At 67.2% G+C, this 18,321-nt stretch carries 21 protein-coding genes; 12 read left to right on the top strand and 9 right to left on the bottom strand.

The annotated features are described in order from the left end of the window. Positions 1–49: 49 nt before the first annotated feature. The 5 genes from JWQ81_RS30345 to JWQ81_RS30365 all read left to right on the top strand — a co-directional run bounded on the left by JWQ81_RS30345 (position 50) and on the right by JWQ81_RS30365 (position 3,923). Complete coding sequence (locus JWQ81_RS30345) at positions 50–1,015, top strand: WYL domain-containing protein (RefSeq protein ID WP_297546986.1); 966 nt, start codon at positions 50–52, stop codon at positions 1,013–1,015. Positions 1,016–1,069: 54 nt separating this feature from the next. Then, positions 1,070–1,792, top strand: a complete 723-nt coding sequence (locus tag JWQ81_RS30350) for a GAF domain-containing protein (RefSeq protein ID WP_297546988.1) — start codon at positions 1,070–1,072, stop codon at positions 1,790–1,792. 23 nt (positions 1,793–1,815) lie between these two features. Beyond that, a complete protein-coding gene (locus JWQ81_RS30355) occupies positions 1,816–2,559 on the top strand; it encodes a GAF and ANTAR domain-containing protein (RefSeq protein ID WP_297546990.1) in 744 nt (247 codons plus the stop codon). Positions 2,560–2,776: 217 nt separating this feature from the next. Then, positions 2,777–2,962 carry a hypothetical protein gene (locus JWQ81_RS30360; protein ID WP_297546992.1) on the top strand — a complete coding sequence of 62 codons (186 nt, stop codon included), beginning with the start codon at positions 2,777–2,779 and terminating at the stop codon, positions 2,960–2,962. Between the two features lie 82 nt (positions 2,963–3,044). Then, positions 3,045–3,923: a PhzF family phenazine biosynthesis protein gene (locus JWQ81_RS30365; protein ID WP_297546995.1), complete on the top strand. Its 879-nt coding sequence runs from the start codon at positions 3,045–3,047 to the stop codon at positions 3,921–3,923. Positions 3,924–3,993: 70 nt separating this feature from the next. On the opposite strand, the gene JWQ81_RS30370 is transcribed toward JWQ81_RS30365, so the two are convergent. Both JWQ81_RS30370 and rnhA read right to left on the bottom strand, forming a co-directional pair. Then, the gene (locus tag JWQ81_RS30370) at positions 3,994–5,592 is read right to left on the bottom strand and encodes an ATP-binding cassette domain-containing protein (protein WP_297546996.1); all 1,599 of its coding nucleotides are present in this window, start codon (positions 5,590–5,592) and stop codon (positions 3,994–3,996) included. A gap of 146 nt (positions 5,593–5,738) precedes the next feature. Beyond that, on the bottom strand, positions 5,739–6,239 hold the full coding sequence (gene rnhA, locus JWQ81_RS30375) for a ribonuclease HI (RefSeq protein WP_297546998.1): 501 nt from the start codon (positions 6,237–6,239) through the stop codon (positions 5,739–5,741). Between the two features lie 63 nt (positions 6,240–6,302). On the opposite strand from rnhA, the gene JWQ81_RS45120 reads away from it, so the two are divergent. From JWQ81_RS45120 to JWQ81_RS30390, 4 genes are read left to right on the top strand one after another with little or no spacing between them, the layout of a single operon-like run. Further along, positions 6,303–6,977 carry a dihydrofolate reductase family protein gene (locus JWQ81_RS45120; protein ID WP_366942355.1) on the top strand — a complete coding sequence of 225 codons (675 nt, stop codon included), beginning with the start codon at positions 6,303–6,305 and terminating at the stop codon, positions 6,975–6,977. Beyond that, on the top strand, positions 6,974–7,426 hold the full coding sequence (locus JWQ81_RS45125) for a deaminase (protein ID WP_366942356.1): 453 nt from the start codon (positions 6,974–6,976) through the stop codon (positions 7,424–7,426). Before JWQ81_RS45120 ends, JWQ81_RS45125 begins: the two co-directional genes overlap by 4 nt. Before the next feature lie 44 nt (positions 7,427–7,470). Further along, on the top strand, positions 7,471–8,454 hold the full coding sequence (locus JWQ81_RS30385; RefSeq protein ID WP_297546999.1) for an aldo/keto reductase: 984 nt from the start codon (positions 7,471–7,473) through the stop codon (positions 8,452–8,454). Positions 8,455–8,508: 54 nt separating this feature from the next. Further along, a complete protein-coding gene (locus JWQ81_RS30390) occupies positions 8,509–9,144 on the top strand; it encodes a nitroreductase family protein (protein ID WP_297547000.1) in 636 nt (211 codons plus the stop codon). 6 nt (positions 9,145–9,150) lie between these two features. On the opposite strand, the gene JWQ81_RS30395 is transcribed toward JWQ81_RS30390, so the two are convergent. The 3 genes from JWQ81_RS30395 to JWQ81_RS30405 all read right to left on the bottom strand — a co-directional run bounded on the left by JWQ81_RS30395 (position 9,151) and on the right by JWQ81_RS30405 (position 12,448). Continuing rightward, on the bottom strand, positions 9,151–9,921 hold the full coding sequence (locus JWQ81_RS30395) for a 3D domain-containing protein (RefSeq protein WP_297547001.1): 771 nt from the start codon (positions 9,919–9,921) through the stop codon (positions 9,151–9,153). 519 nt (positions 9,922–10,440) lie between these two features. Further along, positions 10,441–11,088 (bottom strand): HNH endonuclease family protein, encoded by a 648-nt coding sequence (locus JWQ81_RS30400; protein WP_297547002.1) that lies wholly within the window; start codon positions 11,086–11,088, stop codon positions 10,441–10,443. Between the two features lie 28 nt (positions 11,089–11,116). Next, positions 11,117–12,448, bottom strand: a complete 1,332-nt coding sequence (locus JWQ81_RS30405) for a hypothetical protein (RefSeq protein WP_297547003.1) — start codon at positions 12,446–12,448, stop codon at positions 11,117–11,119. 91 nt (positions 12,449–12,539) lie between these two features. Here JWQ81_RS30405 and JWQ81_RS30410 point away from each other — a divergent pair, with 91 nt between their 5' ends. Next, positions 12,540–12,848 (top strand): GNAT family N-acetyltransferase, encoded by a 309-nt coding sequence (locus JWQ81_RS30410; RefSeq protein ID WP_297547005.1) that lies wholly within the window; start codon positions 12,540–12,542, stop codon positions 12,846–12,848. Positions 12,849–12,909: 61 nt separating this feature from the next. On the opposite strand, the gene JWQ81_RS30415 is transcribed toward JWQ81_RS30410, so the two are convergent. From JWQ81_RS30415 to JWQ81_RS30425, 3 genes are all read right to left on the bottom strand, one after another. After that, positions 12,910–13,122, bottom strand: coding sequence for a hypothetical protein (locus tag JWQ81_RS30415; RefSeq protein WP_297547007.1), 213 nt, complete (start codon positions 13,120–13,122; stop codon positions 12,910–12,912). Between the two features lie 49 nt (positions 13,123–13,171). Next, the gene (locus tag JWQ81_RS30420; RefSeq protein ID WP_297547009.1) at positions 13,172–14,428 is read right to left on the bottom strand and encodes an HEXXH motif-containing putative peptide modification protein; all 1,257 of its coding nucleotides are present in this window, start codon (positions 14,426–14,428) and stop codon (positions 13,172–13,174) included. Between the two features lie 215 nt (positions 14,429–14,643). Continuing rightward, positions 14,644–14,790 (bottom strand): hypothetical protein, encoded by a 147-nt coding sequence (locus JWQ81_RS30425; protein WP_297547011.1) that lies wholly within the window; start codon positions 14,788–14,790, stop codon positions 14,644–14,646. A gap of 266 nt (positions 14,791–15,056) precedes the next feature. Here JWQ81_RS30425 and JWQ81_RS30430 point away from each other — a divergent pair, with 266 nt between their 5' ends. Beyond that, the gene (locus JWQ81_RS30430; protein WP_297547013.1) at positions 15,057–15,878 is read left to right on the top strand and encodes an FCD domain-containing protein; all 822 of its coding nucleotides are present in this window, start codon (positions 15,057–15,059) and stop codon (positions 15,876–15,878) included. Positions 15,879–15,889: 11 nt separating this feature from the next. On the opposite strand, the gene JWQ81_RS30435 is transcribed toward JWQ81_RS30430, so the two are convergent. Continuing rightward, a complete protein-coding gene (locus JWQ81_RS30435; protein WP_297547015.1) occupies positions 15,890–16,999 on the bottom strand; it encodes a hypothetical protein in 1,110 nt (369 codons plus the stop codon). Between the two features lie 201 nt (positions 17,000–17,200). On the opposite strand from JWQ81_RS30435, the gene JWQ81_RS30440 reads away from it, so the two are divergent. Then, positions 17,201–18,304, top strand: a complete 1,104-nt coding sequence (locus tag JWQ81_RS30440) for a hypothetical protein (protein ID WP_297547016.1) — start codon at positions 17,201–17,203, stop codon at positions 18,302–18,304. Positions 18,305–18,321 lie beyond the last annotated feature (17 nt).

Consider the following 18,321-nt stretch of genomic DNA (forward strand, 5'->3'; position numbering starts at 1 on the left):
GGCAGCATTGCGGCCAGAACTTGTCCGCATCTTGTGCGAGGATCGAGTGATGTGGGACACGCCAGGACGGCTCCTTCGAGTACTCGAGCTGTTCCAGCTCCGACGCGACTGGGGCTCGGCCGAGCTCGCCGAACGGCTCGGCGTCTCCACCCGGACCGTGCGCCGCGACGTCGACAGGCTGCGCGCGATCGGCTACCCCGTGGACGCCCGCCCCGGCATCGACGGCGGTTACCGCCTCGCGCCGGGGACCAGCCTGCCGCCGCTGATGTTCGACGCCGAGGAGGCCGTCGCAGCCGTATTGGCGCTACAGACCGGCAGCCTCACCGGAAACGAGCTGGTCTCGGGCAGTGCGCTGCGGGCGTTGACGAAGCTCACCACGGTCATGCCGACGCGGCTCCGAAGGCAGGTGGACGCGCTGACGTCCAGCACAAGCCACACTCCGCACGGGACGATCAAGGGCCAACTGCCGACAGCGGTGGACGTGAACATCCTCATCGCCGGCGCGCTGGCCTGCCGGGAGCACCTCCAGGTCGACGCCGAGTACAAGGCGACGGAACGCACCCTCGAACCGCTGCACCTCGTCCAGGCCGGCGGCCGGTGGTACCTGGTCGCTTGGGACCTGACCCGGCACGACTGGCGCACCTTCCGCGTCGACCGGTTCACCCGCTTCGAGCTCACGACCAAGGCCGCCACGCAGCGCACCCCGCCGAGCGAGGACCCCGAGGCTTACGTCATCGCGCATGTCGGCGTCGGTATCCAGCAGCAGCGCGCGATCGTACGGGTGCACGCGCCACGCGCCTCGATCCAGCACTGGATCGACCCCGCCTGGGGCCACATCGAGGACGACGGCGACGAATGTGTGCTCCACGTCGGCGCCGACACCCTGGCCGGCGTCGCCCGCTGGCTCCTGCTGCTGGACGCCGAACTGACCGTCGTCGAACCGCCCGCCCTCTCGGACGAGTTCGCCGCGCTGGCCGCACGAGCGAATCGGACAGCAAGCAGTAAGAACGCGTAGGCTCGACCTTCTACCCAGCCGCGGTGAAGGGCAAAGCCATGCACTGGTCGGCCGATGGCTGAGGTCGAGGTGTTGCGCGCGGGCGTGCAGGCCGCGCTCGACCAGGGCGGAGCCGACGCCGGGGTCGACGCGGTGGGGCGGGTCTGCCGGGCGTGCGTGCGGTTGCTTCCAGTGGGCGGGGCGGCGGTGTCGATCATGACCGACCAGGGGCACCGGGAAATCGTCTACGCCAGCGACCCGGTGAGCATGGCGCTGGCAGAACTGCAGTTTTCACTGGGCGAAGGCCCGTGCTTCGAGGCTCACACCACCGGCGGCCCGGTGCTGGTGCCGGACCTCGCGGTCGGTCTCGCACCGGCGTGGCCGATATTCGCCACGCAGGCCGCCGAGTACACGGTGGCCGCGCTGTTCACGTTCCCGGTACAGATCAGCGCGATCCGGGTCGCAACGCTGGACACCTACCGCTCGACACCGGGATCCTTGACCTCGTCGGAGTTGGCGCTCGCGCTGCAGGTGGCCGACATCGCCGCGCTGGCGCTGTCGGGACTGATGGCTTGGGACGGCTCCTGGCTGGACAGCGACGGCTGGCTCGAAGGCTCGGCGACACGACACCGCGAGGTACACCAGGCCACCGGCATGCTGGTGGTGCAGCTGGCCGTAGGCGCCGCCGCGGCGCTGGCGACGATGCGGGCGTACGCGTTCAGCAGCGGACGTCCGCTGGTCGACGTCGCGGCCGACATCGTGGCCCGGCGGTTGCTGCTGGGCGAGGACGACAAGTGAACAACCACTCAGGAGGTGACGAGATGGTCGCACGTGAACGTCAGGTGACCCACGCGTTCGTCGCGCTGGCCGACACCCTGGTCGACGACTACGACGTCGCGGATCTGCTGCACACGCTCGTGCAGCAGTGCGTCGAGCTGCTGGATGTCGCCGCGGCGGGCCTGACGCTGGGCGACCAGCGCGGCAGCCTGCAGGTGCTGGCGTCGTCGACCGAGCAGACGCGCCTGCTGGAGCTGTTCCAGCTCGACACCGACGAAGGCCCCTGCGTCGAATGTTTCACCACCGGCACCCCGGTACTGGTGGCCGACATCGCCGCGCAGGCGGAACGGTGGCCGCGGTTCGCCGACAAAGCCGCCGACCACGGGTTCGTGTCGGTGCACGCGCTGCCCATGCGGCTGCGCAAACAGACCATCGGCGCGCTGAACCTGTTCGGGCACAAGACCGGTGAGCTGTCGGATGACGACTTGCGGCTGGCTCAGGCGCTGGCCGACACCGCCACCATCGGCATCCTGCAGGAGCGCGCGATCCGCAGCCGCGACACGCTCGCCGAGCAGCTGCAGATCGCGCTGAACAGCCGCGTGATCATCGAACAGGCGAAAGGGGTGCTCGCCGAACACGGCCGGATCGACATGAACGAGGCTTTTGTCGCCCTGCGCAGCTACGCCCGCAGCACCAACGCACGGCTCAGCGACGTCGCTCGCGAACTGGTCGAACGTGCGCTCAACGCCGCGACCGTGCTGGCGTGGACGGCCGACAAGCGGAGCTGAACTGTCCTTAGTGGACTGCGTCAGGCACCAACCCGGCCCCCTGCCGGTTTATTCCCGTCCCCGTGAGAAGTGATCAATTCCACCTGATCCGCCGGCTGGGAAGCAAAACGACGGCGGCGGGGTTGCATCGGGAGACTGCAAAAGTCGTGACAGCGTTCATCTTCAGGCTCGCGAGGAAAGACATCGTGAGCGCCTGCTCCGGATAGGAGTGTACAAAATGACTCAAGGAACCGTGACCAGGTTCAAGCCCATGGCCCGCGCCTCGGCGGCGGACCGCGAAACCCAGCTGGTGATGGGCCATGCGCGAGCATTCCGCGTGATCCACAGCCCGCTTCCCGCTCCCCGGCAGTCGTCCGGCGAGTTCCACGCCCAGGCCGCGCGAGTCCCACAGACAGCCGCCTGAGTTCCCCGTTCACGAATGAGTCCGGCCTTCCGGTGAGCCCACCGGGAGGCCGGAGGTGTATCCGGGGTCCTAGGGTCGTGACATGAGTCCGACCGTGCAGCTCGTCAACGTCTTCGCCGCAGGTCCGGGCGGGGGTAACCCGGCACCGACAGTCGTCGACGCAGCGGGGATGTCCGACGCCGACATGCAGGACATCGCACGTTCATCCGGGCATGAAAGCGGGTTCGTGCTCCCGGCACCCGAAGGCTCCGGCTGCGACTACGCGCTGCGCTTCTGGGTCCCCAACCACGAGATGTCGATGTGTGGACATGCGACGGTCGGGGCGGTCTGGCTGCTCGACAGCCTCGGGAAACTCGACGGCGACAGTGCGTCGCTGTGGACGAAGAGCGGTGTGGTCGACGCGCGGATCGCCGACTCGGCCACCGGCGAGCGACTGGTGGAGATCACCCAGCCGCCAGGCCGCGTAGAGCCCGTACCGGACGACGCCGTGCCGGAAATCCTATCGGTCCTCGGCATCACGGCCGCCGACCTGGCGCCGCTGCCGATCCAGAACGCGGCCACCAGCCGCGTCAAAACGCTGGTGCCGATCGCGAACGTGGACGTGCTCGACACGCTGGGCCCGGACTTCACCCGGATGGAGCAGGTAAACGACCGGATCGGGTCGACCGGCCTCTACCCGTACGCCCCTTCTGACCGCGACAACCAGGTCTTCGACGCGCGCCAGTTCCCCCGGTCCTCGGGCTACCCCGAAGACGCCGCCACCGGCATCGCCGCCGCGGCCCTGTCCTTCGGCCTCCTGGCGAACGGCCTCGTCGAGCCCACCGACCGCCCACTCCGCATCCGCCAGGGCCGCGCCATGGGCCGCCCGTCGGCGATCTCGGTCCGCTTCGCCCTCGCCGACAGCCAGGTCACCGGCTGCTGGCTCGGCGGGAGCGCCTTCCTGGAGGCCGCGGACTCGTGAGTGTTCCGGCACGCCCGGGTGCTGGTGTCCCGCAGGGCACAGTAACCGGCCGGAACACTCACGAGCCACTCTACAAAGGATCGATCTCCTCCAGTTCGGTTTCCAGGCGCAGCCATCTCGTCGGCTCGATCGTCCGGAGGAACGCCGGATCGTGGCTGGCGACGACAAGCGCGCCTGAGTACGAACGCAGGGCCTGTGCCAGTTGCCGCACGCTGGCCAGGTCCAGGTTGTTCGTCGGCTCGTCGAGCAGCAGGAGTCGCGGCGCGGGTTCCGCCAGCAGCAGCGTCGCCAGCGTCGCGCGGAACCGTTCACCGCCGGAAAGTTGCCCGGCGGGCTGGTCCGCTTGACGGCCCCGCAACAGGAAGCGCGCCAGTCGCGCGCGGATGGCGTTGCCCGAAGCCGAAGGTGCGGCACGGGCGACGTTCTCCGCGGCGGACAGTTCGTCGTCCAGGACGTCGAGACGCTGGGGCAGCCATCGTGCGGTGACCCGGACATCGACCTCGCCGGAGCGGGGTTCGAGGTCGCCCATGATGGTCCGCAGCAACGTGGTCTTCCCGGCACCGTTGGGCCCGACCAGCGCGATCCGTTCCGGGCCACGCACGTCCAGGCTCACCACCGGGCCGTTACGAAGCTCCACTTCGGACAGCCGGAGTATCTCTTTTTCCGAAGGTACCGACGTTTCCGGAAGTTCGATGCGGATCTCGTCGTCGTCGCGGATGGCCTCCTCGGCTACCTTCAATCGATCTTGCGACTCCTTCAGCCGATCGATGTGCAGGTTCCGGAGCTTCCCAGCCGAGACCTCGGCTTCCCTCTTGCGCAGCCGCATCCGACTCCTGGGTTCCCTCTTGGTGTCGAACATCTTCTGGCCGTAACGCTGGCGACGGTCGAGTTTGATCCGCGCCTCACCCAGCTCGCGTTTCTGCCGCTTGAAATCCGACTCGGCGGCGCGCACCATCCGTTGCGCTGCCTCCTGTTCGACGGCCAGAGCCTGCTCGTACGAGCTGAGGTTCCCACCGTGAAAGGTGATCTCGCCGTCGCGGAGGTCACCGATGCGATCCATCAGCTCGAGGACCGCGCGATCGTGGGAAATCACCACCAGCACGCCCTTCCACGTCCGGATCATTTCGTAGACCAGCTCACGAGCCCGCGTATCGAGATTGTTGGTGGGCTCGTCGAGCAGCAGGACGTCCGGGTTCGCCAACAGCCGTGCGGCCAGGCCGAGCAGGACGACCTCGCCGCCGGACAACTCGCCGACCCGGCTGTCCAAAGCGACCTTTTCCAGCCCGAGCTGGACAAGGGTCGCCCGAGTGCGCTTCTCGATGTCCCACTGGTCACCGATGATGGCGAAGTGCCGCTCATCGACGTCACCGCTTTCGATCGCGGCGATCGCCGACCTGACCTCGACCAGTCCGAGCACGTCATCGACGCGCCGATCCGAGGCGAGGATGAGGTTCTGCGGCAGGTAACCGAGTTCGCCAGTGACGTTGATCAACCCCGACGCAGGCCGCAGCTCACCCGCGATCAGCCGCAGGAGAGTGGACTTGCCGGAGCCGTTGACGCCGATCAGGCCGGTGCGGCCGGTGCCGATGACCATGGCGAACCGGTCGAACAGCGCGCCGCCGTCCGGCCAGGTGAAGGAAACGTCGGAAAGTACGAGCGAAGAAGACATGAAGGACTCCTCGAAGGTCTGAAGATCGCGCGGGGAAACCCCCGGCCGCGGTGTCTCTAGAACCTCAGAAGATCAATGTCCTTCTCCGATCGACGGCAGCAGATGCGGAAGTGACAGTACCTACGCCGAAAACCCGACGCAATCGATTAAAAGAGCCCGGACGCCTCGACGGATGGACGCGCGACGGGTTTCACGTCGCCCGCGTCGCGGATCGCGTCCGCCATGCCCTGCGCGGCCAGCCTGTCGGCGCGCTCGTTGCCGGGGTCGCCCGCGTGGCCCTTGACCCAGTGCCACTCGACGTCGTGGCGGCTCACCGCGGCCACCAGCTGCTGCCACAGGTCGACGTTCTTGACCGGCTGTTTCGCGCTGGTCATCCAGCCGTTGCGCGCCCAGTTGATCACCCATTTGGTGATGCCATCGCGGACGTACCGGCTGTCGGTGTACAGGTTGACCGTCACCCGGTGCTTGAGGCTGTCCAGTGCCTGGATCGGCGCCGTCAGCTCCATCCGGTTGTTCGTGGTCCCGACCGCCTCACCACCGCAAAGGGTCTTCTCGCGGTCGCCGTACCGCAGCAGGGCGCCCCATCCGCCTGGTCCGGGATTGCCCGAGCACGCGCCGTCGGTATAGATGTCCACAACCTGGTCCACCGCGACAACATACAGCGACCTTGCGCGAGCGGCCCGGGGCGATCAAAACTGGTAGACAGGGTTATGAGCGCGCGTCCGTATGTCCTGCTGTCGGTGGCGGCGTCTCTCGACGGCTACATCGACGACACCAGCGACGTCCGCCTGCTGCTGTCCACTGAGGACGACTTCGACCGGGTCGACCAGGTGCGGGCCGGGGTGGACGCGATCCTCGTCGGGGCGAACACGCTGCGGACGGACAACCCGCGGCTGCTGGTGCGCTCGGCGGACAGGCGCAAGCGGCGGGTCAACGCGGGCCTGCCGGAGAACCCGGTCAAGGTGACGTTCACGCGCAGTGACAGCCTCGACCCCGCTGCGGCGTTCTTCACCACCGGCGACGACGTGAAGCTGGTCTACGCGCCGGCAGAGGTCGTTCCCGCGCTCACGGCCGTGCTCGGCAGCGTGGCCACCGTCGTCGAGGCCGCAGACGTCCACGCGCTGCTGGCCGACCTGGCGGGTCGCGGCATCGGACGGGTGCTGGTCGAGGGCGGCGGGACGATGCACACGCTGTTCCTCTCCGCCGGCGTCGTCGACGAGCTGCACCTGGTGTTCGCGCCGTTCTTCATCGGCGACGCGGACGCGCCGCGGTTCGTGAACCCGGCGTTGTTCCCGCAGAGCCCGTCACGGCGGATGACCCTCGTCGAGACCCGGCAGCTGGGCGACGTCGTGCTGCTGCGCTACCTGACCGGAAGCGAGTCATGAACGAGAACGATCGCGGTCTGCTGATCGAGTCGATCCAGCTCGCCGAGAACTGCCCGCCGTCCCCGACTTTCTCCGTCGGCGCGATCATCGCGGACGCCGGGGGCAACGTCCTCGCGACCGGCTACTCCGGTGAGACGGCCCCGCACGACCACGCCGAAGAGGCCGCGCTCGCAAAGCTCGACAACGACGACCCGCGCCTCGTCGGCGCCACGCTGTACACGTCGCTGGAGCCGTGCAGCAAGCGGTCGTCGCGGCCGAAGTCCTGCACCCAGCTCATCCTCGAAACCGCGATCCCCCGCGTCGTGTTCGCCTGGCGCGAGCCGAACATCTTCGTCGACTGCATCGGTGCCGAACTGCTCCGCGACGCCGGCCGCGAGGTCGTCGAGGTCCCCGACCTGGCCTACCTCGTGCGCAAGACGAACTCATACATGCCGGGCGTGGCCGAGTAACTCGCCGAGCGCGACTGTCACGCCGGGCTCCTAGAATCGAGCACATGGAGACTCGTGAGATCAGCCGGTTGGGACGTCGTGTCAGCGCTATCGGGCTCGGGTGCTGGCAGCTCGGAGCGGACTGGGGCGACGTCGAGGAGTCCGACGCGCTGGCGGTGCTGAACACCGCCGCCGACGCCGGAGTCACCTTCTTCGACACCGCCGACGTCTATGGCGACGGACGCAGCGAGAAGCTCGTCGGCCGGTTCCGCGCCGAGCGCGGCGACGAAAACCTGTTCGTAGCGACCAAGATGGGCCGCCGCGAGGCGCAGGTGCCGGAGAACTTCATCGCGGCGAAGTTCGACGCGTGGAACGACCGGTCGCGCCGGAACCTCGGCATGGACCGGCTCGACCTCGTCCAGCTGCATTGCCCGCCGACCTCGGTCTACTCGACGGACGCGGTGTACGACGCGCTGGACTCGCTCGTCGAGCGCGGCCGCATCGGCGCGTACGGCGTCAGCGTCGAGACGTGCGAAGAGGCGTTGACTGCGTTGGCCCGGCCGCACATCGCTAGCGTGCAGATCATCCTCAACTGCCTCCGCCTCAAGCCGCTGGAGCAGGTGCTACCGGCCGCGGCGGAAGCGGGCGCCGGGATCATCGTGCGTGTGCCGCTGGCGTCGGGGCTGCTCAGCGGCAAGTACACCGCCGCCACCACCTTCGGCGAGAACGACCACCGCAACTTCAACCGCGACGGCGGCGCCTTCGACGTCGGCGAGACGTTCTCGGGTGTGCCGTTCGACGTCGGGCTCGAGGCTGTCGAGCGCCTTCGGGGCGTGCTGCCGGCGGACCAGACCTTGGCCCAGTTCGCGCTGCGGTGGATCCTCGACCAGCCCGGGGTCAGCGTGGTCATCCCGGGCGCGCGCAACCCTGAGCAGGCGCGCGCCAACACCGTCGCCGCCGGGCTGCCGCCGCTGGACGCCAAAGCCGCCGAGACCGTCCGCGAGGTGTACGACGAGCTGATCCGGCCGCTCGTCCACGACCGCTGGTGACGGCGCGCCGCGAGCGTTGGCCGAGTTGCCGGATTGGCTGGCATGATGGCGAGAATGACGCCTGAAGAGCTCCTCACGACCACCCGGACAGTGCGCAAGCGGCTCGACCTGACCAGGTCGGTACCGCTCGACCTGGTCAAAAAGGCGCTCGAAATCGCGTTGCAGGCACCGAGCGGCTCCAACCGCCAGCAGTGGCAGTGGCTCGTCGTCACGGACAAGGACCAGCGCGCGGCGATCGGCGAGCTGTACCGCCGCGCGACCACGTCGTACCTCGAGTCCGAGGGCGCCGCGAGCAAGCTGTTCGCCGACGACCCGGAGCGCTCGAAGGTGCAGACGCGCGTCGGCACCAGTATCGAGTACCTCGCGGACAAGATGGGCGACGTCCCGGTGCTGGTCATCCCCTGCCTGCAGACGGTGACGGCCGACCTGCCGTCCGGCAACCAGGCGGGCATGTGGGCGTCACTCCTGCCCGCGGCGTGGAGCTACATGCTGGCCGCGCGGGCGTTCACCCTCGGCACCGCGTGGACCACGCTGCACCTGGAGTACGAGAAGGAGGCGGCGGAGATCCTCGACCTGCCGCCGAACGTCCACCAGGCCGCGCTGATCCCGACTGCGTTCTACACCGGCGACACCTTCAAGCCGGCCGTCCGCCAGCCGCTCGACGAGGTCCTGCACCTCGACCGCTGGTAGCGGCCTCTACTCGACCACCAGGTTCAGGCGCTGGATGCCCCAGTTGTCGGCTTGGGTGCCGGGCAGCCAGACGTCGACGATGTCGTCCTTGATCCAGCTGCCGATGTCGGCGGCGTAGCAGTGGCCGTAGCCCGGGACGTAGAACCTGGTGCCCCAGGGGACGTTGCGGGCGTCGACGGCGCAGTAGCCCGAGCCGGCGAGGTAGCCCATCGCGGTCTGGCCGGTGTCGTTGTAGGACGTCACCTTGTAGTTGAGCACCGTGCCTTTCGCGAGGGCGAACGGCGCGAGCTTATTCGACGCGTTGACGTGGTACGACGTCGAGATCTGGCCGATGGACGCCGGGGTGTTGTCCTCGGCCGACATCGCGTAGAGCTGGTAGTTCGCGTTCTGGCACGGCGTCGCGTCGGTGACCAGGAAACTGGCCTGGCCCCAGTCGCTGATCCACTGCAGCGCCTGGCCGTTGCGGAACGCCCGGTATGCGACGGCGCCCGGCACGCGGCTGAACGTGAAGGTGACCTTGCCGTCCGACCCGAGGCCGCCGGAAACGCCGCCGGGAACAGGCAGCCGGTTGCTCACGCTGACCTGCCCGACTTCGGTGCCCGGTCCGTGGCCACCGGTGACCGGCCGATCGGGGATCGTGCCGGTGTAGAAGTGCTGGCAGGCGGGCAAAGCGGCGGGTGCGGCCGAAGCCGTGACCGGCACGGTGACCACCGCGGCGAGACTGGTGAGGCCGGCGAACGCGAGAACCGCGGCGCGCCGGAAACGGTTGACAGGCATGGCGACGAAACCTCCAGGTGGGGACCGTGGGGAGGATCAGCCCGCCGTGGGCCAGCGGTATGGCGACCGTAAGTCGCTTCGGCCATTAGGGTCAAGAGGTCTAGACCTCTTGGTGTTCAAGAACGGCAGGAAAGACCCGCCTGGCCCAATCGGCATAGCGGTAAGGCTGCCTGCAGATGACCTCTTCGGCCGCGGCGGTGACCACCGCTCGGCCGTTCGAGTTCGCCAGGTGCCCGAAAATCACTTCGGCGGCTGGTCCCGGTAGCGTCGTTCGCCATGAACGGCCCCAGCCCGGAGCCGACCATGGCCCGCTCGCAGGCCTGGTGCAACTGCCCGCTGAAGTCCAGGTCCGTTCCGTCGCAACTCGCCGTCGAGTTGCGATCGTTGCGGACGCTAACTACCGCAACTCGACGGCGAGTTGCGGGGGCGGGGCGCCCAGGGCGGGCACTTTGCGGTTTTGTGCCCTGGATGAAAGTTCAACGAAGGCGCTCTTGAACAAGAGTGCCGTCCGTGGGCGTGCTAGGCGGCTGGGGCGGGGCAGGTGTTGAGCATCTGGGCGAGGGCGGCGCGTTCGTCCTGGTCGACGGTCAGGTGGTAGCGGACCTTCACGGTGGCGTAGTGCGTCGCGTACTGGCACCAGTACGCGCGCGTCGGCCGCCAGTGCGCCGGGTCCGAGTCGCCCTTGCTGCGGTTCGACGAAAACGACACCGCGACGAGGTTCTCGGGGTCGTTGTAGAACGTCGAACGCTGCTCGGCGGTCCAGTTCCGGGCGCCCGAGATGTTGGCTTCCTTGACCGGGACGATGTGGTCGATGTCGAGGTTCTTCGCGTCGGTCACGACGACCCCGTCGTACGGACTCGTCCACTTGCCGGCGTTGATCTTGCACCGCGTACCGGCCTGGACGCCGGGATCCTGCTGTTTCAGCACGATCGCGCGGGTGTCACAGGAGTTGCCCTGCCCGACCCAGTCGCCCCACTGGGCGCGGTCGTAGTGCGCGCCGGTGTCCGGGACAGCCACCGTGAGCTGGGAAAGCAACTCCGGAGAGGCGCCGGGCGCGGCGTCCGGGGTGTCGCTCGGCGCCGACCGATGCTGGACCAGCCACACCACCAGCAGTACGGCCACCACGACGGCCGAGGACACGCTGGTGAGAATCTTCTTACGGCTCAACGGTTTCCTGCCTTGCACTAGGAGAGGATCAGGCGCGCAGGGCCCGCAGCAACGTGCCCGGCTTCAGCAGGGTGCTCGGGTGCGCCCGCATGTGAGTCACCCAGCCGAACCGGCGGCTGACCTCGACGTCGGTCATCGCCGCGCGCATGATCCGGCCGGTCACCCAGCTCGCCGCGCGGTACCCGCGCGGGTAGGGGCCGTCGATGTGCGGCAGCGACAGGTCCGCCGACGTCGAAGACTGCCACGCCGCGTCGACGACGACCCGGAGCTTCGCGAAGAAGTCGCGCGCTGGTTCACGCAGATCGGGGCGCGAGCGCAGGTACGACGACAGGCAGGAAGCGTGCAGGGCCGCCGAAGACATGCCCTGCCCGTAGATCGGGTTGAACGACGCCACCGCGTCACCCACCGCGACGAGCCCGGCCGGAAGCCGGTCGACACGGTGGAAGTCCCGCCGGCGGCTGTCAGCCTGGTGATATGTGGCGACCTCGCCGACCGGTTCGCAGGAGGACACGTCTTCGAAGATCTCCGGCAGCCCCACTCGGCAGCGTTCACGGAACTCGGCCAGGTCGCGTCCGGGCTTGTCGTCGGCGAACCCGGCGATCAAGATCATCCAGGAATCATCCTCGATCGCGTTCAGCGCGGCCACGCCGCGGCGCGGCACCATCATCTGGGCCAGCACCGCGCCGACGTCGTCCCGGCCGGATCGGCGGAAGCACGCTGTCGCGTAGTTGAGCGCGATCGCCATCCGGACCATCGGCGGCCGCGGGAACCCGCCCGCTTCCAGCCACTCGCCGAGCCGGCTGGACCGGCCCATCGCGTCGACGACCAGGTCCGCGGTTTCCTCGCCGGACTCGAAACGCACACCCGCGACGCGGTCGCCGTCGAAGGTGAGACCCTCCGCGCGGGCGTGGACGACGCGGACGCCGGGTAGCGCGAGCACCCTCGCGCGGATCTGGTCCTCCAGGAACGGCCGGCTGCAGGTCAGCAGCTCTTCCTCGGGGACGATCACCTTCTGCAGGGTGTGGACGTAGAACCGGGCGGAGTTGCCGCTGGAGAGGATGGCCCCGGCCTCGACGGCGTTCGCGGAGAACCCCGGGAACCAGCGGTCGAGCTGGACACGCCCACCCGGCAGCAGCGTGTGGACCTGCTCGCCCTGCGGCACACCCTGGCGCACGGAATCGTCGAAGTCGTCACGCTCGAGGATCACGACCTCTTCGGCGTGGTCGCTGAGCACCCGCGCCGCGAGCAGCCCGGCCAAGCTCCCGCCGAGCACGATCGCGCGCCCCAGCACGACGTCCCGGCCGTTCGGCGCCTCGGCCGCACCGAGCTGCTCGAAGATCCTGGCCGCACGCCCTGCCATGTCGCCTCCCCCAAGGTGTTCCAGGCTCGACTCTGCCGGAACGATGTGCCTAGGCTACGGAAAAGCTGTCCGATCAACCGGGAGACGCTCCGTGGACATCAAGATCAACGCGGCCGCCGAACGAAACCGCTACGAGATCACCGTCGACGGCAAGGCCGCCGGGTTCACCCAGTACGAACGGCGCGGCGAGGTCATCGCCTTCCTGCACACCGAGATCGATCCGGAGTTCAGCGGGAAGGGGCTCGCCGGGAAGCTGATCCGCTACGCCCTCGACGACGTGCGCGACCAGGAGCTGTCAGTACTGCCGCTGTGCCCGTTCGTCCGGGCGTTCATCACCAAGCACGAGGAGTACGTCGACCTCGTCCCCGCCGCCGATCGACCCCAGTTCGACCTGAGGTGAGCATCATCGCGGCGGCCCCCCGCACAGCATGTCACGCGGTGAAGGGGGCGTTCGCGGAAAACTAGTTCTCGGGGTCGACGGGACGCAGGTAAGCGGTCCCACCGACGGGCATGCGCCGGAAGAAGTCGACCCGGGTGACCGGGCGACCGACCGGACCGAAACCGGGTTGCGGCTGCGGAACGGGAACCTCGCCGGGGGTGCGGTGGGACGGCGACGCGGGCGGGGCGAACGGGCTCGCGTTCGGCTGGCGACGGTGTGTCCACCGGGCTTCCATCGGGTTCCTTTCGATCTGGCGTAGCTATCTGGCTGTCCCATGTGGACAGTTATGGACCCGGTCGGGCCATTGTCGCAGCGACCGGACGGATCAGCAAAGCCCCCGAAAGGCTGTTAATGGACCTTGTCAGCGAGCTGTCAGTGCTGGTGGGGAGCTGTTCGAGGGACACGGCTGTGGCGTCGCCCAATGCGGCGAAGACAGTGGCGGCGTCCCCTTCGAGCCACCGAAGGTCGATCGGCGGACCTGGACGCCCGACCAGCACACGGCCGGTCTCGGGCACGTCCTGCACGCACAGCCCCTGTTCGCGAACGAAAGAGCTACCCACGGCCGGTTCGTCCGCTGTGAGCGGCGTGCTCGTCCCGGCGTCTTCGCCGGATAACGCGAGCACGAGCCAACGCGCGTCGGCACCCAGCCTGCTCTGCTCCGCCAGCAGCCAGGCTCCGATCTCAGTAGAGCGGCGCCGGGCGAAGGGCAATAGCGAACCAGGTCCATAGGGAAGCGAAATACCGGCTGCGTGGGCGCTCTCATCGAACTGGGCCATGCACGCGTAGGCGTGGAACGCGGCGACGACTTGTTCGATCGGCCAATTCGCCCCGGACCACGACGGCTGGAACCACGCACCGTGATCGTCTTCGGCACCCAGGAAGTCGCGGGTGAAGGCAAGGTCGAAGAATTTCTGATGGGCACCTTCGTGCAGCAGCGCCTCGGCGACTTCGAGCGGTGACGACGGCATGTCGATGATCACCAGCCCTGGGAACAGCCGCGAGGACGCCGAAACGAGGCCGGTTCGACTACCCGGGTCGAGCACCGCGACCTGCGCGACGTGCGCCAACAGGTCGTCGGCCAGCGTGGGGTTCACCTCGCGCGCGAGCCGCAGGCCGGCTTCAACCACGCTTGCGAAGTCGTCGGACTCGGTCCACAGGCCCAGTGCCGGCCCGCTGAGCCCGGCTTGCCGATAAACGACACCCAGCGCCCTGGCCAGCGGCTTGCGAGCGGCGGCCGAGGTGGCCAAGAGCAGCTTCGACGTTCCGGCGCTCAGCTCGGTCGAGGCCTCGATGAGAGCGATCGCCTCGGCGAGATCGTCAGGTTCGAACGTGGTGCGCTCGGCGATGGCCTCACCGAGGGAGTGGCGTACCAGCGGACTGTCCACCGTGGACGGCGAAAGTTCGTCAGCGGAAGAGCAGAGGAAACCGTGGATCATCCGGTAGAGCGCACGTCTTTCCGCCAGGACCCCCGCTGCGGGGGCAAGGGCCGCGTGGACGGCAAAGGCGTCCACAGTCAGCGGCCGGCGCAATCGGACAGTCATCCGGCGGCTCACCAGATCTTGAGAAGTAGCGATACGGAGTTGGGTCAAGCCTAAAGCCTGAATACTGGGGCAGACGCTAGACCCGCGGTGAATCGCACACGCGACCGGCCTCGCCGACACTGGGCCAATCAAGTATCACTTGTCTGACAACAGACTTTCCAGCGAGCGGATGGCGGCGTGCCGTGTCCGGTACGCCGCCGCCTGCCGGACTTGAGTCAGAGCGAAAGGATCTGGACCAGACCGACGACGGCCAGTGCGATGCCGGCCGCCAACGTCATCGCGACCACCCGTCGCCACCCGATCATCGCCACCGCCACCACGCTGAAAAAGACCACCACCAGGGTATTTTGTGAGTTCAACATGAGCTTCTCCTGCCTTCCCGAGCCAAGGTGCGACAACCGGATTCGCCAGTCCGCCATCTCACCAAGTCCAGATTGACCCTCTTGTAGGTTGTCTGTCAAGAGTCAACGGCTGACGGACAACTTGCGTCTGCTGTCCGCCCGTGTTAGCTTGAATCAATGCTTTGGCGCGCTCGAAGAACCGCGGGAACCAGCACCGGGGTGGCGGCGTTTCGTCGCTTCGGCGCGACCCAGTCCGCCACCACGACCGCCGGGCAATCGGAAGGTCGATGATGGATTACGCACGTTCTGCCGGCACTCGCGAGCCAGAGGACCGCTGGTCGTTGTCGTCGGACGTCCGCAAGCCCTTGCCCGAGCTCATCGAGGACAAGCTGCGGTCGCTGATCGACGACGGCACCTTCACCGAAGGCGACCGACTCCCCACCGAACCCGAGCTCGCGGCCCGCATGGAGGTCGCCCGCAGTTCCCTGCGCACCGCCTTGCAGCGGCTGCAGATCCAGGGCGTCGTGGAGGTCATGCGCGGCCGCGGCTGGTACGTCCGCTCGGCGGACCTGGCCAATCGTGACGAGGCGTTGGCCGCTGGGCTGCTCGACTTGCGCGTCAGCGACTCCGACCTGTTCGAAGTCCGGATCGCGCTCGAGTCCACGGCGGCCAGCCTCGCGGCGCTGCGCGCGGAGGACGGTGAACTCGACGATATCGAGAAGCTGAGCCGCGCGCATGCCGCGGCCACGTTCACCGACAAGGACCAGCTGCTGCAGACCGACGAGGAGTTCCACGCCGCCGTCGTGCGCGCGAGCCACAACGAACTCCTCGAACAGCTGTACCAATCACTGGTGCCGCAGCTGCGCAGCTTCCGGCGCAACAGCTACGGCTCACCCGTGGTGCACAACCGGTCCGGCAACGACCACGACCAGGTCGTCTGGTTCCTCAAGCGCCGAGACGAAGGGGGCGCCAGGGCCGCGATGAGCACCCACCTGCTTGGTCTGTACCACGGGCTTCCCGCGCAGGTCGCCACTCCGGCCGGCGAGCGCGCGGGGCTGACCACCTATGCCGGGCAGGATGAACCCAGCTGGCAAAAAGACGCAGACTGACCAGCGGCGGCTCAGTACCAGAGGATGCAGACACCCTGCCCCTGGACCACCCAGCCGTTCACCTCGATCCTCACCACGCCACTGTCCCCTTCGGGGTACATGTCAGGCCGGTCGAGGGCACCCAGAAAAGGTACCGGGATGACCTTGAGCCCATGCTCGGAAACGGCGGAAAGATCCCGGCCGTCGAAATAGATACTGCGCAGGTAGACGGTTCTATCAGCCGACCAGTAGGCATATTTTTCGCTGGCCGAGGTGGAAAACGTCAAGCTGAGTCGAAAGGTCGAGCGACTGGGCAGGGAAATGGGCACGGTCGGCCGGAGAAGGGCAATGTCCTCGTGTCGAATTCCCAGTGGAAGTTCGATGAGCTCCCGTTTCTCGCGCAAGTTCACTATCTTCAGCGGTATCGGCTGGTAACCACCATGAGATTCCTTGATCGAAAGCGTACTGCGTTTCACATACCCGGCGGCCCGCTCCCGCATCTCACCCATCCGGTTTCCCACTGAAATGACTTCCAGCAATTTAGGGTACTTCACGGAGATTGCGCTCGCACTGACTGGATCGGCTGTCAGCGCGATCATGATCTCGTCGATCTGTGCGACGAGAACGGTCTCAAAGGTCAGCTTGATCTCGACCACCGAGACTGGCTCCACTCTGATGTAGACGTCGACCGTCCGACCTTCATCCACGGTGAGCAGTTTGTCAGCTATTTGCGACAATCCCGGCGAAGCCTTGGGGAGCAGCTTGCCGAGACCTGCCATGATCAGATCCCGGGCACTGAGCGAATCAATCAGCGTCGACCGGGATATCCTGCTCGCCGATTCGTCGAAATCCTTCCGTATTACCGTCAACCGGTTTCGCATGTCTTGCAGGAGCTCCAGGTTCTCCCGGGACTTCGCCCACTCGAAGTAGAGCGAAACGAGGAGCAGCAGGAAGAGATCTCGCGTTGACGAGCGCAAGCCGCCGGCCAACGACTCCCCCGCCGCGCCACCGAACAGGGCGGAAAGGATGAACCGGGGGAACGGCGTATTGGCGACGGCGATAAGCGCTATGATCGACAGGAAATATAACAGTACCCGGCGTGTCGCGGACTTTCGCTGATCGAACTCCTCATCATCGGCCATAACCGAGTGTCTCGTCGACACACCTCTGCGTCACAGGCCTCTGTCCAGAGACCGCCCGAATGGCCCTGTCCGGACCAGGACCCGCTCGCCCACCATGAGCGGAAGGCGGAGGGAGTACCTACTGGTGTGACTGGGCGGCCTGGCGTTCAGCCGCGACCTGGGGGCTTCAGACGTACGCTGCTCAAGGTCGCGGGTGGCTCAGTGCTGTCCGGACTCGGATCCCTCGCTGCGATCCTCTCCTGGCAGCCATCACCGCGATCAACCTGGCAGAACGCGCTCCACCAGTTCCTCTCCGAGGCGTGGCCGGTGCTTGTGCTCGCCGGAGTGGCACTCGCCGGGTACGAAATCTTCGTGCATCGGCGGCTGCTGGCCGAGTTCACCGCGATAGCCGGCCCACGCATCGTCGAAGCGCTTCTCCCCCAGCAGGTGCTTGAGACCTTCCTTCGCTCGATCTACGGTGCGAACGACGCCAACCGCGACGTCGTTGTCGGCGTGCTCGGCGGTGAAGGGCTCCGGCCGCAGGGTGGGGATCTGACGATCAGCACGCATACCGCGGTGAGTTTCGAACTCCGTGCCGTCGACTACGAGCAATACCACCTGACCTCATCGGTCACGTACAGCTTCAAGAAGAACGTCACAGTCAACCGATTTGTCATCTTCGCGACTTGTAACGCACTGCTGCGCGACTCGATCAGCTCCGGCTGCCGGCTACCTCTGTTCGAACTGTGGTTCATTCCGGACAGCTCACTGTTCGGTACCTCCGTGGACGACATGCTGCCGTCAGTACTGCTCGACCTCGACTACATAGACCAGAACGGCGTCCGTCACCTCGGTGCGTCCAGCAGGATTCCTCCGCAGCCGGTCAAGTTCGACCGCTGGGCCGACTACCTGACGTTCTTCCGGGAGGGCACCGAGACAAACCGGAGACTGAAGCCCCGCGACCATCTGTCCGACCTCCGGATCTTCGACTGCGACCTCAGCGACATCGCCGAGGCCGAAAACTCCGTCAGCTCGGTCGAGCGCCTGAAGCTGACGTCGACGACCCTGCAGCGCATCGACGACGGCTACTGCTACTGGCAGCCGCCGTATCCCTGCTACGTCGACCGCATCACCATCGATGTCAAGGAGCTCGACCTCGACAGCGCGAATTCGTGGGAGTTCCGGGTGGTGTCGTTCACCTTCCGGTCGAATACAGCGTCGGCCCGGTGGTTGAAGGCCGACGACCTAACCGACCTCGAAGTGCGCTCCTGGCTGCTCCCCGGCCACGGCGTCGCACTGCTCTGGCGCGCCGTCAACCCCTCCTGAGCCAGCCGGGTGCAGTA

It is taken from the genome of Amycolatopsis sp. (assembly GCF_025464955.1).
Lineage (GTDB): Bacteria > Actinomycetota > Actinomycetes > Mycobacteriales > Pseudonocardiaceae > Amycolatopsis.

Bases quoted from the DNA above. Each gene is read 5' to 3' on its own strand.
- JWQ81_RS30425 (WP_297547011.1), bottom strand. From the start codon at position 14,790: ATGTTGAACTCACAAAATACCCTGGTGGTGGTCTTTTTCAGCGTGGTG.
- JWQ81_RS30420 (WP_297547009.1), bottom strand. From the start codon at position 14,428: ATGACTGTCCGATTGCGCCGGCCGCTGACTGTGGACGCCTTTGCCGTC.
- JWQ81_RS30395 (WP_297547001.1), bottom strand. From the start codon at position 9,921: ATGCCTGTCAACCGTTTCCGGCGCGCCGCGGTTCTCGCGTTCGCCGGC.
- JWQ81_RS30350 (WP_297546988.1), top strand. From the start codon at position 1,070: ATGGCTGAGGTCGAGGTGTTGCGCGCGGGCGTGCAGGCCGCGCTCGAC.
- JWQ81_RS30435 (WP_297547015.1), bottom strand. From the start codon at position 16,999: ATGGCCGATGATGAGGAGTTCGATCAGCGAAAGTCCGCGACACGCCGG.
- JWQ81_RS45125 (WP_366942356.1), top strand. From the start codon at position 6,974: ATGAACGAGAACGATCGCGGTCTGCTGATCGAGTCGATCCAGCTCGCC.
- JWQ81_RS30405 (WP_297547003.1), bottom strand. From the start codon at position 12,448: ATGGCAGGGCGTGCGGCCAGGATCTTCGAGCAGCTCGGTGCGGCCGAG.
- JWQ81_RS30360 (WP_297546992.1), top strand. From the start codon at position 2,777: ATGACTCAAGGAACCGTGACCAGGTTCAAGCCCATGGCCCGCGCCTCG.
- JWQ81_RS30365 (WP_297546995.1), top strand. From the start codon at position 3,045: ATGAGTCCGACCGTGCAGCTCGTCAACGTCTTCGCCGCAGGTCCGGGC.
- JWQ81_RS30430 (WP_297547013.1), top strand. From the start codon at position 15,057: ATGATGGATTACGCACGTTCTGCCGGCACTCGCGAGCCAGAGGACCGC.
- JWQ81_RS30345 (WP_297546986.1), top strand. From the start codon at position 50: ATGTGGGACACGCCAGGACGGCTCCTTCGAGTACTCGAGCTGTTCCAG.
- JWQ81_RS30355 (WP_297546990.1), top strand. From the start codon at position 1,816: ATGGTCGCACGTGAACGTCAGGTGACCCACGCGTTCGTCGCGCTGGCC.
- JWQ81_RS45120 (WP_366942355.1), top strand. From the start codon at position 6,303: ATGAGCGCGCGTCCGTATGTCCTGCTGTCGGTGGCGGCGTCTCTCGAC.
- JWQ81_RS30415 (WP_297547007.1), bottom strand. From the start codon at position 13,122: ATGGAAGCCCGGTGGACACACCGTCGCCAGCCGAACGCGAGCCCGTTC.
- JWQ81_RS30390 (WP_297547000.1), top strand. From the start codon at position 8,509: ATGACGCCTGAAGAGCTCCTCACGACCACCCGGACAGTGCGCAAGCGG.
- JWQ81_RS30385 (WP_297546999.1), top strand. From the start codon at position 7,471: ATGGAGACTCGTGAGATCAGCCGGTTGGGACGTCGTGTCAGCGCTATC.
- JWQ81_RS30370 (WP_297546996.1), bottom strand. From the start codon at position 5,592: ATGTCTTCTTCGCTCGTACTTTCCGACGTTTCCTTCACCTGGCCGGAC.